The organism is Mycolicibacterium austroafricanum, from assembly GCF_902705885.1.
Taxonomy (GTDB): Bacteria; Actinomycetota; Actinomycetes; order Mycobacteriales; family Mycobacteriaceae; genus Mycobacterium; species Mycobacterium vanbaalenii_A.
Window position 1 is genome coordinate 1 of record NZ_CACSIP010000016.1, and the last position, 13,330, is coordinate 13,330.

A 13,330-nucleotide genomic window follows, 5' to 3' on the forward strand; every position below is an offset into this window, starting at 1 on the left:
CCTCTGAGGGCTTCTGCTTGCCGAAGTCCTGACCGGTCCATGTCGAGTGCATCTCGTAGGTCCGGTCGGCACGCTCGAGGAAGTACGGGATCCAGCCGGTGCCCCCCTCGGACAGCGCGATCTTGAGGTCGGGGTACTTCTTGATGGGATTGGACCACAACAGGTCCGCGGCGGCCTGCACGATGTTCATCGGCTGCAGCGTGATCATCACGTCCATCGGGGCGTCCGGGGCGGTGATCGCCAACCGGCCTGAGGAACCGATGTGGACGTTGAGGACGGTGTCGGTGTCCACCAGGGCCTCCCACAGCGGAGTCCAGTAGTCGTCGTGGAAGGACGGGTAGCCCATCGCCGCCGGGTTCTCGGTGAACGTCAGCGAGTGCACTCCGCGCTTGGCGTTGCGGCGCACCTCAGCCGCACAGGCCTCGGCGTCCCAGATCACCGGCAGCGTCATCGGGATGAATCGCGCCGGGTAGGCCCCGCACCACTCCTCGACATGCCAGTCGTTGTAGGCCTGCACCAACGCCAGGCTGAACTCGGGGTCCTCGGTGGCGAACAACCGGCCGGCGAACCCCGGGAAGGACGGAAAGCACATCGAGCCGAGGATGCCGCCGGCATTCATGTCCTTGACCCGCTCATCGACCTTCCAACACCCCGGCCGGATCTCGTCGAGCCCCTGGGGTTCCAGGCCGTACTCCTCCTTGGGCCGACCCGCCACCGCATTGAGCGCCACGTTCGGGATCACCACATCCCGGAACTGCCACGTGTCGGACCCATCGGCGTTGTGCACCAACCGCGGGGCCTCGTCCAGGTACTTCTTCGCCAGGTGGTTCTTGAACATGTCCGGTGGCTCGACGATGTGGTCGTCCACGCTGATCAGGATCATGTCGTCCTTGTTCATGACGACTCCTTCCGTCCACACGGTTCGCGTGTTGGACACTGGTCCCACGGGCTGTTGTTCTCCTACCTAGGAAACTAGCTTCTCCAAGAGCGAGAATCAACGTCCGAGGACGGCTCCGCCCCCGGTAGGCAGCAGCGTTACCCGGCGTGCGACAGCTGCCTGACCGGCACATCCGCGGCTAGCCGTTGACCTCATGGCAGAAAAGTGGAAATCTACTGGCGAATTATGAGAACCTGATTCTCATGAGCGAGAGGAGGCGCACGGTGCGACTGGCTCCACTACCCGCCGACCAGTGGGACGACGCTGTGAAAGGCGCGCTGCGAGGCATGCCAGAGGAGCTGCGCAATCCGGCGGGGGCCGGGAACGCGGTCTCGACTCTCGTCAATCATCCCGACCTCACCCGCGCCTATCTGACCTTCAGCTTCTACCTACTGATGCGATCGACACTGCCCGCCCGGCTGCGTGAGCTCGCCGTGCTGCGGGTCGCTCACCTCACCGCATGCGCCTACGAGTGGGACGAACACGTGGCGATCGGCAAGCAGGCCGGGTTGTCCGAGCACGACATCGCAGCGCTTCGGCAAGGCGAGGCCGACGACGACTTCGATCGCACGGTGCTCAGGGCAGTCGACGAACTCGTCGAGAACACCGGATTATCCGACGAGACCTGGGCTGCGCTCGGCAGTCGGCTCGACACCCGGCAGACGATGGACTTCGTGTTCACCGTCGGCAGCTACCACATGCTCGCTATGGCACTCAACACCTTTGGCGTCCAACCCGCAGGCACCGACCCACAAGAGGAGAATTGAACGTGGCCTTTTTCCCGAAGCCCGAGGCCGGTAGCTGGACCGAGAACTGGCCAGAACTCGGCACCGCGCCGGTCAACTACGAAGACTCCATCGATCCGGAGCACTTCAAGCTCGAGCAGCAGGCGATCTTCAAGAAGACCTGGCTCAAGGTCGGCCGCGTGGAGCAGCTACCCAAGAAGGGCAGCTACTTCACCCGTGAGATGCCGTGCGCGGGCCCCGGTACGTCGGTGATCATCGTCAAGGACGTCGAGGACGGCCCCGATGGCAAGAAGGACGTGGTGCGCGCCTTCTACAACCTGTGCCGGCACCGCGGGAACAAGCTGGTGTGGAACGACTATCCGGGCGAAGAGGTTTCGGGCAGCTGCCGCCAGTTCGTCTGCAAGTACCACGCGTGGCGATACAGCCTCGAGGGCGATCTCACCTTCGTCCAGCAAGAGGGTGAGTTCTTCGACCTCGACAAGGATCAGTACGGCCTGGTGTCCGTGCGTTGCGAGGTCTGGGAAGGATTCATCTTCATCAACTTCGACAACGACGCCATCTCGCTGGACGAGTACCTCGGCGACTTCGGCAAGGGTCTGCAGGGTTACCCGTTCCACGAGATGACCGAGCACTACAGCTACCGCTCGGAGATCAACGCGAACTGGAAGCTGTTCATCGACGCGTTCACCGAGTTCTACCACGCGCCGATCCTGCACATGAAGCAGGCGGAGAAGGAAGAGGCCGAGAAGTTGGCCAAGTTCGGGTTCGAGGCCCTGGCCTACGACATCAAGGGCGATCACTCGATGGTGTCGTCGTGGGGCGGGATGAGCCCGCCGAAGGACCTCAACATGGTCAAGCCCATCGAGCGGATCCTGCACAGCGGTCTGTTCGGTCCGTGGGACCGCCCCGACATCAAGGGCATCCTGCCGGACGAGTTGCCGCCCGCCATCAACCCGGGGCGGCACAAGTCCTGGGGCACCGACTCATTCGAGTTCTTCCCCAACTTCACGCTGTTGTTCTGGGCGCCGGGCTGGTACCTCACCTACAACTACTGGCCGACTGCGGTGGACAAGCACATCTTCGAGGCCGACCTCTACTTCGTGCCGCCGAAGAACCTGCGTGAGCGCCTCTCCCAGGAGCTTGCCGCGGTGACGTTCAAGGAGTACGCGTTTCAGGATGCCAACACCCTGGAGGCTACCCAGACTCAGATCGGCACCCGGGTGGTCACCGACTTCCCGCTGTGTGATCAGGAGATCCTGCTGCGCCATCTGCACATGACGGCCCATCAGTACGTGGACAGGTACAAGGCCTCGCTGGCGAACGGCAACGGCTCCCACACCGCGACGCAGGCCGCCCCCAACGACACGAAGGATGCGGTGAATGTCTAAATTGCCAGAGGAATTCGCCGACCTGGAACGGTTCGCGGACTGGTGCCTGCCCACCGAGGAGGAGCGGTACGCCAAGCGGCTCAACTCGAGCATGGAAGAAATGCAGGAGTTGTATGACGCCGGCACAGCGCGCCTCGAGGACATCATGGTCTACGTCGATGCCCGCTTCCCGCTCAAGGGAATGCCCGAGGACGCCAAGGCCCTCGTGCACCTGGGACAATCGATCGTCATGGTGAGCTTCCCCATCGAGGTGTGGAAGCAACCCCGGGTGCTCGACAGCGGAGCGGCTTACATCAAGCTCATCAAGGAGCCGGTGGTCTGACAGTGATAACCCTCAGAGCTGCGGGTTACGTCGACGTCGACGCTGGCCAGATAATCCGGCCCGGCATCATCACCATCGACGGCGACACGATCGTCGGTATCGGTGGCGACGTACCCGAGGGCGCGGAGATCGTCGACCTCGGCGAGGCCATCCTGCTGCCCGGCCTGATGGACATGGAGGTCAACCTCCTGATGGGTGGCCGCGGCGAGAACCCGGGTTTGTCACAGGTTCAGGACGATCCACCCACCCGTGTCCTGCGGGCCGTCGGCAACGCCCGGCGCACGCTCCGCGCCGGGTTCACCACCGTGCGCAACCTCGGCCTGTTCGTCAAGACCGGCGGTTACCTGCTCGACGTCGCACTGGCCCGGGCCATCGACGCCGGAATGATCGAGGGGCCGCGGGTCATTCCCGCCGGACATGCGATCACCCCGACGGGCGGGCACCTCGACCCGACGATGTTCGCCGCGTTCATGCCCGGCGTGCTCGAGCTCACCATCGAGGAGGGCATCGCCAACGGCAACGACGAGATCCGCAAGGCGGTCCGGTACCAGATCAAACACGGCGCCCAGCTGATCAAGGTGTGCTGCTCGGGCGGGGTGATGTCGCTGACCGGAGAGGCCGGGGCGCAACACTATTCGGACGAAGAGCTGCGGGTGATCGTCGACGAGGCGCACCGGCGCGGGCTGAAGGTCGCGGCCCACACGCACGGCGCCGAAGCGGTCAAGCACGCGATCGCGTGCGGCATCGACTGCATCGAGCACGGCTTCCTGATGGACGACGAGGCCATCCAGATGCTGGTCGACAACGACCGGTTCCTGGTGACGACCCGCCGCCTGGCCGAGGCAATGGACGTCTCGAAAGCACCGAAGGTGCTGCAGGACAAAGCCGCTGAGATGTTCCCGAAGGCCCGGACCTCGATCAAGGCGGCCTACGAGGCCGGGGTGAAGATCGCCGTCGGCACCGATGCGCCGGCCATCCCGCACGGGAAGAACGCCGACGAACTGGTCACGCTGGTGGACTGGGGCATGCCGCCCGCCGCAGTGCTGCGGGCCGCGACCGTGGTGGCCGCGGATCTGATCGACAGGCCGGACCTCGGACGCCTCGCGGAGGGCTACCTCGCCGACATCATCGCGGTGCCGGGCGATCCGCTCGCGGACATCGCCGTTACACAGAACGTCACCTTTGTAATGAAGAACGGTAAGGTCTTCAAGAATGACACCAACAAATAGTCGGCCACCGGCCTCGGCCAGAACCGAGGATCTCGTCGAGATCCAGCAGTTGCTGGCGAAGTACGCCGTCACGATCACCCAGGGTGACGTGGAAGGACTGGTGGAGGTGTTCACGCCGGATGGCACCTACAGCGCTTTCGGCGACACCTACACGCTCAACCGGTTTCCGGTCCTCGTCGATGCCGCACCGAAAGGGCTCTTCATGACCGGGACCGCCCTGGTGGAGTTCGACGACGAGTCCCGGGACACCGCTACGGGCACCCAACCCTTGTGCTTCATCGAGCATTCGAAGCACGACATGCGCATCGGTTACTACAAGGACACCTACGTTCGCACCGAGAACGGCTGGCGGCTGAAAACGCGCGCGATGACGTTCATCCGGCGCAGTGGTGAGCACGACTCCGGTCGCCCGCACGCGATCGGCAGGCCCGAGGCCGGATGAGCGCCCCCACCACCGCCGAGTTCCGAGGGGATCTCGTCGCCTGGCTGGACGAAAATGATCTGACCCCGCCCGACGATCATTCGCTGCAGGGCCACATGCACCAGTTCGCCCGGGTGCAGAAAGCGCTCTATGACGCCGGTTGGGGGCGCTACGGCTGGCCCGAGCACGCGGGCGGGCTGGGCGGTCCGGCCATGCTGCGCGCGGTCGTCGGCGAGGAGGTGGTCGGGCGCCGACTCGCCGAACCGGGTCCGTACTCGATGCTCGAAGTGCTCGCCCCGACGATGATCGACTACGCACCCGCCGGCCTCGCCGCCGAGATGGTGCCGCGGCTGCTCAGCGGTGAGGAGCAGTGGTGTCAGGGGTTCTCGGAGCCGGGGTCGGGCAGCGACCTGGCGTCGCTGACCACACGTGCGGTCAAGCGCGGTGATGAGTGGATCATCAACGGCCAGAAGGTGTGGACCAGCTTCGCGCAGTACTCGCACCGATGCATCCTGCTCACCCGCACCGGCGACGCGAACACACCGAACCACGAGGCCATCACGGCCTTCTTCGTCGACGTCGACACCCCGGGCATCACCGTCCGGCCGTTGCGCACGATGCACGGCGTCGACGAGTTCTGCGAGGTCTACTTCGACGACGTGGCGGTCCCCGAGAGCCGCATGCTGGGCAACCCCGGCGACGGCTGGCGGCTGGCGATGGATCTTCTGCCTTACGAACGCTCGACCTGCTTCTGGCAGCGAATCGCCTACCTGTACTCCAGGTTCGACGCGCTGATCGAGGACGTCAAGGGCGTCGGACAGGCGGCCGACGCCGATCTCGGCGAGGTGTATCTGGCGCTGCACACCCTGCGTTGCCGCTCCCGGGCCACGCAGCACCGGCTGGCCGAAGGTCAGAAGCTCGGGCCGGACACCTCGATCGACAAGGTGTTGCTGGCCGGCGCCGAACAACGGCTGTACGACACCGCACGGGACCTGTTGCCCGGCGTCATCGAACTCGACGGCGGCGACTGGCGCACCGAGTACCTGTACTCACGGGCGGCCAGCATCTACGGCGGCACCGCCGAAGTGCAGCGCAACATCATCGCCCGCCGCCTGCTCGATCTCGGGAAGGAGTGACCGTGGACCGCTCGGACACCGAATCACTGTCCATGCTCGAGGACGGTCTTCGCAAGACGATGTTGTCGACCTCCGGCGCCGAACTGGATGCGGCGCTGGGTGAGCTGGGCTGGGCCGACATGCTGGCCGACATGCATGAGGCGGCGATCCCGCTGGTCTTCCGATTGCTCGGCGAAACAGGTTCGCACGCTTCGATTCTCAATGACGTGGTGCTTCTGACCTCCAACGGTGAGCTCGGCGCCATCCCAGCCCTGCCGTATGCAGGCGGTGGCTGGGTGGTGTGGGACTACGCCGCAGCCGACGAGAGTTCGGCGATGGCCGGACTGCCGCTGCGCCGGGTGGACGAAGGCGGACACCCACGGTTGCCCGATGCCCGCCGCGCGGTGGGTTGGTGGCTGGTCGGTTCGGCGACCGCGATGCTGAACCTGGCCCATCGGCATGCGCTCGACCGGGTGCAGTTCGGCAGGCCCATCGCGACTTTCCAGGCAGTACGGCACCGACTGGCCGAGACGCTGGTGGCCATCGAAGGCGCCGAAGCGGCGCTGAGCCTGCCCGGCGAGGACAATCCCGATCTGACGGCACTGCTGGCCAAAGCCGCCGCCGGAAAAGCCGCACTCACCGCTGCCAAACACTGTCAGCAGGTGCTCGGCGGGATCGGCTTCACCGCGGAGCACGAACTGCACCACCACGTGAAGCGGGCGATGGTGCTCGACGGGTTGCTCGGCAGTTCAAAGGAACTCACGCGACGGGCAGGAGCAGGCCTGCGGGCGCGCGGCTCTGCGCCGCGCCTCGCGACCCTCTGACCGCCTGCCCCGCGAGACCGGCGCTGAGCTACTTGATATTGGCCTTCATCTCGTCGAGGTTCACCAGCACCGGCCATCCGCCGACGCTCAGTGCGTTGCCGTGACCGGTTTGGTGAACGTCGAACACCGACTGGATCGCGGCGTAGAACCCCTGCACGTCCAGCGTCTGGTTGACCGCCCGCTTGGCTTGACGCAGCGCGAACGGCGGCATCTTGGCGATCTGTTCTGCCAGTGCCCTGGTTTCGGTGTCGAGCTGGTCCCGTGGCACCACCTTGTTGACCATGCCGGTGCTGTGCACCTCCTCGGCGGTCATCGCACGGCCCGTGAAGAGGATCTCCTTGGCCTTGCGCGGCCCGAGTTCCCAGGTGTGGCCGTGGTATTCGACCCCGCCGATGCCCATCAGGACCACCGGGTCGGAGAACTGCGCGTCGTCGGCGGCGATGATCAGATCACACGGCCAGCACAGCAGCAGCCCGCCGGAGATGCAGCGGCCCTGAACGGCGGCGATGGACGGCTTCGGGACATTTCGCCAGCGGAGCGTGTACTCGAGGTAGCGCTTGGCCTCGTGCTGGATGATGAACTCCAGGGTGATCTTGTCGGGCACCGGGCCGCCGCCCCGCAGGTCGTGTCCGGCGGAGAAGTGTTTCCCGTTGGCCCGCAGCACGATCACCGAGACCTCGTTGTCCTCGGCGGCCCGGGTCCACGCCGCGTCGAGCTCGTCGAGCAACTCCGGGTTCTGCGCGTTGGCCGCCTCGGGGCGGTTGAGGGTGATCGTGGCGATCCTGTCGGTCACGTCATAGTCGATGTACACGGCGGATCCTCTGCTTCTGGGCGGGCCGACACAGGTTGCTGTCGGGGCGGTCGAACGTACGGAGATGAAGCGGGCCCGCAGCCGACCGACCTGGTGAGATAACTGGGGCCTTCTGTTATCACCAAAATGAGAATACTATTCTCGCGATGAGGAAGTTACAATCTCTGACACGTGCGCCGAGAGGGGGTCGTGGACCATTATGGCAAGGCGTTCTCCGGTACAGTCAGCTCATGTTCTCCCGAACCGGGCTGCGACAGAGCCGCCAGTGACGAGTCCCAGCGAGGAACCGGCCTGGAAACAACGCGCGGTCGAGCGTTCCATAAAGACCGCCAAGCTGCGGGCCGCGCAGCGCGTGCAGCGCTTCCTCGACGCCGCCCAGGCCATCATCATCGAGAAGGGCAGCACCGACTTCACCGTCCAGGAGGTCGTCGATCGCTCGCGCCAATCGCTGCGCAGCTTCTACCTGCAGTTCGATGGTAAGCACGAGCTCCTGCTCGCCCTGTTCGAAGATGCGCTGAGCCGGTCTGCCGACCAGATCCGCGCCGCCACTTCCGGCCAGGAGGACCCGATCGACCGCCTGAAGGTGGCGATCCAGCTCCTGTTCGAATCCTCACGTCCCGACCCGACGGCCCGGCGACCGCTCTTCACCGACTTCGCACCGCGGCTCCTGGTGTCGCATCCCTCCGAGGTGAAGGTGGCTCACGCTCCCCTGGTTGCGTTGCTCACCGAGTTGATGGAGGAAGCCAGCGAGGCCGGAGAGCTTCGCGCCGGCATCAACCCGAAACGCATGGCCGCGATGACCATGCAGACCGTGATGTTCGTCGCCCAGTCGAGTGGTGACGCCGGTGACGGCACCGCCAATCCCATCACCGCGGACGAGGTCTGGGACTTCTGCGCCCGCGGTTTCGCCGCCCAATAGGCGAGAAGCCGCTTCTTCGTCCACTCCAATCTGATTTCCGCAGCCAGCCGCCGGGCTGCCCTCTGGCGACCCCTTTTCCCGATGGAGAAGATTATTCTTCTCTGCGGAGAGGATTACTTGCCCGAAACGGGTAGGCCATTGACACTCGCCCATCAGCGATGCCACAGTTGTGAGACAAACTGCAGCCCGCTGTCTTACCAAGCCCGTTGTCTTATGAAGCCGTTGTCTTATCAACCCCGTTGTCTTGCGAAGACAGGTCCAGCGAGAGGACACCGTGACGATCAGCGCCGAGAACTCCGACGTGCAGGATGCCGCGTCGGTAGGTGAGTTGTACTACGACACCTACAGTGTCGACCTCAACATGAACCCCTATCCGGTGTTCGCCCGTCTCCGCGAGGAAGCGCCGCTCTACTACAACGACAAGCACGACTTCTACGCGCTGAGTCGATTCGACGATGTCAACAAGGCACTGATCGACCACGAGACCTTCATCTCCGGCCGAGGTGCGCTACTGGAGATCATCAAGTCCGGCATGGAGATCCCGCCCGGCACACTGATCTTCGAGGATCCGCCGATCCACAACATCCATCGCAACCTGCTCTCGCGGATGTTCACCCCCCGCAAGGTGCACGCTCTGGAGCCGCGGATCCGCGAGTTCACCGCCCGCTGCCTGGACCCGGTGGAAGGCACGGGCCGGTTCGACTTCGTCAACGATCTCGGCGAGCAGATGCCGATGCGGGTCATCGGCATGCTCCTGGGCATCCCGGAGGAGCACCAGCGCCGGGTGACCGACCACGGTGAGGCCACCCTGCAGAGCAAGCAGGTCGACTTGATGGCCACGGGTGAGGTTTTCGCCGAGTTCATCGACTACCGCACCGAACATCCCTCCGACGACATCATGACCGATCTGCTCAACGTCGAGTTCGAGGATGAGACCGGCACCGTGCGCCGGCTGCGCCGTGACGAGCTGTTGATGTATCTGACCGTGGTCGCCACCGCGGGGGCAGAGACCACTACCCGGCTGATCGGATGGGCCGGCAAGACGTTGGCCGAATATCCGGACCAGCGGCGCGAACTCGCCGACAACCCCGCGCTGATCCCTGGGGCGATCGAAGAGATCCTGCGCTGGGAGCCGCCAGCACTGCAGGTGGCCCGATACGTCGCGCGGGACACTGAGTACTACGGGCAGGCGGTGCCTGCGGGCAGCGCGATCCTGCTGTTGATGGGAGCCGCCAACCGCGACCATCGCCGCTTCCCGCCGAACGGCGACGTCTTCGACGTCCACCGGGAACTGCGTTCGCACTTGACGTTCGGCGCGGGCACCCACTTCTGCATGGGCAACGCCCTTGCCCGCCTCGAAGGCCGGATTGCGCTCGAGGAGATCCTCAAGAGATTCCCGGAGTGGGAGGTCGATTGGCCCAATGCGGTCCCGTCGCAGACCACGGCGGTTCGCGGCTGGGAATCCATGCCCACCTTCGTTTCCTGAGAACCACCTTTCACCAAACCACCACAAAGGAATGACAGACATGGCAGGACGTGTAGAAGGCAAGGTCGCGTTCATCACCGGCGCAGCGCGCGGACAGGGACGGGCGCACGCGGTGCGCCTGGCCCAAGAAGGCGCCGACATCATCGCCGTGGATATCTGCAAGCAGGTGGACAGCGTGCAGATCCCGCTGTCCACGCCGGAAGATCTCGCCGAGACGGCCGACCTGGTCAAGGGACACAACCGCCGGATCTTCACTGCCGAGGTCGATGTGCGCGACTTCGACGCGCTCAAGGCCGCCGTGGACGCCGGCGTCGAGCAGATGGGCCGGCTCGACATCATCGTGGCCAACGCCGGCATCGGCAACGGCGGCGCGACGCTGGACAAGACCAGCGAGGCAGACTGGACCGACATGATCGACATCAACCTGGGTGGTGTGTGGAAGAGCGTCAAGGCCGGCGTGCCACACATTCTCGCCGGCGGTCGTGGCGGTTCGATCATCCTGACGAGTTCGGTGGGCGGGCTGAAAGCCTACCCACACACCGGCCACTACGTGGCGGCGAAACATGGTGTGGTCGGGCTGATGCGGACGTTCGCGGTCGAACTCGGCGCCCAGAACATCCGGGTGAACTCGGTGCACCCGACCAACGTGAACACCCCGCTGTTCATGAACGACGGCACCATGAAGCTGTTCCGGCCCGACCTGGAGAACCCGGGCCCCGAGGACATGAAGGTCGTCGGCCAGATGATGCACACCCTGCCCATCGGCTGGGTCGAACCCGAGGACATCGCGAACGCCGTGCTGTTCCTGGCGTCCGATGAGGCGCGTTACGTCACCGGGGTGACGCTGCCGGTCGATGGCGGCAGCTGCCTGAAGTAGCGGAGACAAGAGATGACTGCGCCGGAACTGTCGATTCCGCAGGGCTGGGACGAGATCACTGCGGCCTGGATGACTTCGGCGCTCGCACAACATTTTCCGGGCGCCGAAGTCGACACCGTGCGGGTAGCACTACGCGATGACGGCACCAACCGCAGGGCACGTCTGGCGCTGACCTACAGGACGGGTACGGGGCCTGCGACCGTCTTCGCCAAGGCGGTGGATCCCGACCACGCCGATCTGGTCGCCCTGACCAGCGGGCTCTACCACGAACCGCGGCTGTTCTCGTCGGCGGTGACGCTGCCACTGGACCATCCGGCGGTCTACGCGGCGATCATCGACGAGGATCGCCGCGACTTCCTGATGATCATGGAGGACGTGGTGTCCCGCGGTGCGGACCCGCGTGACTCCACCCGTCCGATGACCGTCGAGCAGGCTGGCGCGGGGGTCGAGGGACTGGCCCGGTTGCACAGCGAGTACTGGGGCGACCGACTCACCCGGAATCCGGTGCTGGACTGGGTGGAGCCGTTCGTGGCGTTCCAAGGGCTGGAGTACGCGCCCCTGCACATCGCGCACGAACGGCTCGGCGACACGGTCCCCGCGGAGATCATCGGCCTGAGCGGAACCGAGCTGTTCGTCGACATCTGGGCGCGCTACATAGGGACGCTGACCGCATCGTCACCGTCGCCGCCGACGTTGCTGCACGGTGATCCGCACATCGGCAATACCTATGTGTTGCCGGCCGACGCCGGCGGGGAGCACGTCGGCTTCCTCGACTGGCAGATGGTGCGCCGGGGGAACTTCTCACTGGACCTCGGCTACTTCCTGCAGGGTGCGCTGACCATCGAGGACCGCCGTCGAGCCGAACGCGACCTGCTGGAACAGTACCGGAACGCATTGCGATTGCCCGAAGCCGAGATGCCGACGACGCAGGACATCTGGCTGGGCTACCGCGCCTCGGTGGCCCACGGCCTGGCGATCTGGATGGCCACGCTGTCGGGCGGTGATGCGTGGCAGCGCGCCGACATCTGCCTGGCCTTCGCGCAGCGATATGCAGCGGCGTTCGTGGATCTGCAGACGCCGCAGGCGCTCGACGCCGTCTGCGGCTGACACATTCGGTGAAACCCCTTTGATCATGAGTCGTCAGTGGTTGCATGGTTCACCATTAAGCGGCTCAACGGCATGGACGCCATGCTGTTGAGCAGCGAAACCCCGAACCTGCACACCCACACCCTGAAGATCGCGGTGATCGAGACCTCCGGCTACCACGATGACGAGGGCCCGACCGTCGCAGTCACGCCCGCTCTACGCACCGCCGCGGCCATCCGCAGGTACCGATCGGGACGCATCGGCGCGATGAGCCGAGCCCGCCACAGTGTGGCCAGAAGCCCCAGTTGATCGGCCATCACGCTCAACCCAACACCGGAAAACGCCGCTGACTTGCCAACTCGTCGAGACCCGCCTGCATGGCCGCCCGCACGTGCAGGTCGACCTCGTCGACATCGGGATCCTCACCGAACTCCGCGACGACGTCGATCGGGTTCAGGACACGGGTGACGATCTTGGACGGCAGCGGGATGTTGGGCGGGAAGATCACCGACAACCCGAACGGGAAGCCGACACTGACGGGCAGGATCTCCAGCCGCGCTTTGGTGAGGCCGAGCCTGCGGGCGATCGAATCGCCCCGGGCCAGAAAGATCTGGGTCTCCTGAGCGCCGATGGACACCATCGGCACGATCGGCACACCGGCTTCGATGGCTGTGCGGACATATCCGGTGCGGCCGGCGAAGTCGACGACAATCGCGGTGAGGGTCGGCCGGTAGGAATCGTGATCGCCTCCGGGAAACACCAACACCACGGCACCGGAGCGCAGTGCTTTTCCCGCGTTCTCGCGGCTCGCCTCGATGAACGCCCGCGCGCCGCAGAAAGTCCCCCATGGGCCCGAGGAAAATGCCGTAGTGCCCCAGTGTGGCCACCGGCCGGTCGGATCCGAATCGCTGTAGAACTCCGGGGGCGAACACCAGCACGTCCGGCATGAGCATGCCGCCGGAGTGGTTCGAGACCAGCAGCGCCCCGCCGGAAGCAGGCATCGAATCCGGGCCGCGCACCTCCGCGCGAAAGTATCGTTTGATCAGCGGACCAACCCGGCACGTGATGTTGCGGGTGAACTCGGCGTCCCACTCGGCCATCTCGGCCCGGTCGTCGGCCATCGTGACAGCATATGATACTCTCTGATTAAGAGAATGTCATATCCGCAG

The 13,330-nt window shown here is 65.1% G+C and carries 14 protein-coding genes and 1 pseudogene; 12 read left to right on the top strand and 3 right to left on the bottom strand.

Translation table 11 applies throughout. The features are described from left to right. Positions 1-898, bottom strand: an 898-nt coding sequence (locus BEMPMBAN_RS12260) for an amidohydrolase family protein (protein WP_159230661.1), incomplete at its 3' end; no start/stop codon positions are given. A gap of 263 nt (positions 899-1,161) precedes the next feature. Between BEMPMBAN_RS12260 and BEMPMBAN_RS12265 the strand changes: the two genes are divergently transcribed. From BEMPMBAN_RS12265 to BEMPMBAN_RS12295, 7 genes are read left to right on the top strand one after another with little or no spacing between them, the layout of a single operon-like run. Beyond that, positions 1,162-1,704 carry a carboxymuconolactone decarboxylase family protein gene (locus tag BEMPMBAN_RS12265; RefSeq protein ID WP_159230750.1) on the top strand — a complete coding sequence of 181 codons (543 nt, stop codon included), beginning with the start codon at positions 1,162-1,164 and terminating at the stop codon, positions 1,702-1,704. Positions 1,705-1,706: 2 nt separating this feature from the next. Next, positions 1,707-3,071, top strand: coding sequence for an aromatic ring-hydroxylating oxygenase subunit alpha (locus BEMPMBAN_RS12270; protein WP_159230662.1), 1,365 nt, complete (start codon positions 1,707-1,709; stop codon positions 3,069-3,071). Then, positions 3,064-3,393, top strand: a complete 330-nt coding sequence (locus tag BEMPMBAN_RS12275; RefSeq protein ID WP_159230663.1) for a hypothetical protein — start codon at positions 3,064-3,066, stop codon at positions 3,391-3,393. Before BEMPMBAN_RS12270 ends, BEMPMBAN_RS12275 begins: the two co-directional genes overlap by 8 nt. Before the next feature lie 2 nt (positions 3,394-3,395). Beyond that, positions 3,396-4,622 (top strand): metal-dependent hydrolase family protein, encoded by a 1,227-nt coding sequence (locus BEMPMBAN_RS12280; RefSeq protein ID WP_200845955.1) that lies wholly within the window; start codon positions 3,396-3,398, stop codon positions 4,620-4,622. Then, a complete protein-coding gene (locus tag BEMPMBAN_RS12285) occupies positions 4,606-5,064 on the top strand; it encodes a nuclear transport factor 2 family protein (protein ID WP_159230664.1) in 459 nt (152 codons plus the stop codon). Before BEMPMBAN_RS12280 ends, BEMPMBAN_RS12285 begins: the two co-directional genes overlap by 17 nt. Beyond that, positions 5,061-6,179: an acyl-CoA dehydrogenase family protein gene (locus BEMPMBAN_RS12290; protein ID WP_159230665.1), complete on the top strand. Its 1,119-nt coding sequence runs from the start codon at positions 5,061-5,063 to the stop codon at positions 6,177-6,179. Before BEMPMBAN_RS12285 ends, BEMPMBAN_RS12290 begins: the two co-directional genes overlap by 4 nt. Before the next feature lie 32 nt (positions 6,180-6,211). Beyond that, positions 6,212-6,982 (top strand): acyl-CoA dehydrogenase family protein, encoded by a 771-nt coding sequence (locus BEMPMBAN_RS12295; protein ID WP_159230752.1) that lies wholly within the window; start codon positions 6,212-6,214, stop codon positions 6,980-6,982. Between the two features lie 28 nt (positions 6,983-7,010). Here BEMPMBAN_RS12295 and BEMPMBAN_RS12300 read toward each other — a convergent pair whose 3' ends face one another. After that, the gene (locus BEMPMBAN_RS12300; protein WP_159230666.1) at positions 7,011-7,793 is read right to left on the bottom strand and encodes an enoyl-CoA hydratase; all 783 of its coding nucleotides are present in this window, start codon (positions 7,791-7,793) and stop codon (positions 7,011-7,013) included. A 199-nt stretch (positions 7,794-7,992) separates the two neighbouring features. Between BEMPMBAN_RS12300 and BEMPMBAN_RS12305 the strand changes: the two genes are divergently transcribed. The 5 genes from BEMPMBAN_RS12305 (at position 7,993) to BEMPMBAN_RS32955 (ending at position 12,470) form a co-directional block, all read left to right on the top strand. Then, positions 7,993-8,712: a TetR/AcrR family transcriptional regulator gene (locus BEMPMBAN_RS12305; protein ID WP_159230667.1), complete on the top strand. Its 720-nt coding sequence runs from the start codon at positions 7,993-7,995 to the stop codon at positions 8,710-8,712. A 274-nt stretch (positions 8,713-8,986) separates the two neighbouring features. Continuing rightward, positions 8,987-10,198, top strand: a complete 1,212-nt coding sequence (locus BEMPMBAN_RS12310) for a cytochrome P450 (RefSeq protein ID WP_159230668.1) — start codon at positions 8,987-8,989, stop codon at positions 10,196-10,198. A 40-nt stretch (positions 10,199-10,238) separates the two neighbouring features. Then, positions 10,239-11,075, top strand: coding sequence for a mycofactocin-coupled SDR family oxidoreductase (locus tag BEMPMBAN_RS12315; RefSeq protein WP_159230669.1), 837 nt, complete (start codon positions 10,239-10,241; stop codon positions 11,073-11,075). A 12-nt stretch (positions 11,076-11,087) separates the two neighbouring features. Continuing rightward, positions 11,088-12,182 (top strand): phosphotransferase, encoded by a 1,095-nt coding sequence (locus BEMPMBAN_RS12320; protein WP_159230670.1) that lies wholly within the window; start codon positions 11,088-11,090, stop codon positions 12,180-12,182. A gap of 36 nt (positions 12,183-12,218) precedes the next feature. Next, the gene (locus BEMPMBAN_RS32955; RefSeq protein WP_159230671.1) at positions 12,219-12,470 is read left to right on the top strand and encodes a hypothetical protein; all 252 of its coding nucleotides are present in this window, start codon (positions 12,219-12,221) and stop codon (positions 12,468-12,470) included. A gap of 13 nt (positions 12,471-12,483) precedes the next feature. Here BEMPMBAN_RS32955 and BEMPMBAN_RS12330 read toward each other — a convergent pair. Next, positions 12,484-13,282, bottom strand: a pseudogene (locus tag BEMPMBAN_RS12330) (lysophospholipid acyltransferase family protein). Between the last annotated feature and the right edge of the window lie 48 nt (positions 13,283-13,330).

Bases quoted from the DNA above. Each gene is read 5' to 3' on its own strand.
- BEMPMBAN_RS12275 (WP_159230663.1), top strand. From the start codon at position 3,064: ATGTCTAAATTGCCAGAGGAATTCGCCGACCTGGAACGGTTCGCGGAC.
- BEMPMBAN_RS12285 (WP_159230664.1), top strand. From the start codon at position 4,606: ATGACACCAACAAATAGTCGGCCACCGGCCTCGGCCAGAACCGAGGAT.
- BEMPMBAN_RS12290 (WP_159230665.1), top strand. From the start codon at position 5,061: ATGAGCGCCCCCACCACCGCCGAGTTCCGAGGGGATCTCGTCGCCTGG.
- BEMPMBAN_RS12295 (WP_159230752.1), top strand. From the start codon at position 6,212: ATGCTCGAGGACGGTCTTCGCAAGACGATGTTGTCGACCTCCGGCGCC.
- BEMPMBAN_RS12305 (WP_159230667.1), top strand. From the start codon at position 7,993: ATGGCAAGGCGTTCTCCGGTACAGTCAGCTCATGTTCTCCCGAACCGG.
- BEMPMBAN_RS12315 (WP_159230669.1), top strand. From the start codon at position 10,239: ATGGCAGGACGTGTAGAAGGCAAGGTCGCGTTCATCACCGGCGCAGCG.
- BEMPMBAN_RS12320 (WP_159230670.1), top strand. From the start codon at position 11,088: ATGACTGCGCCGGAACTGTCGATTCCGCAGGGCTGGGACGAGATCACT.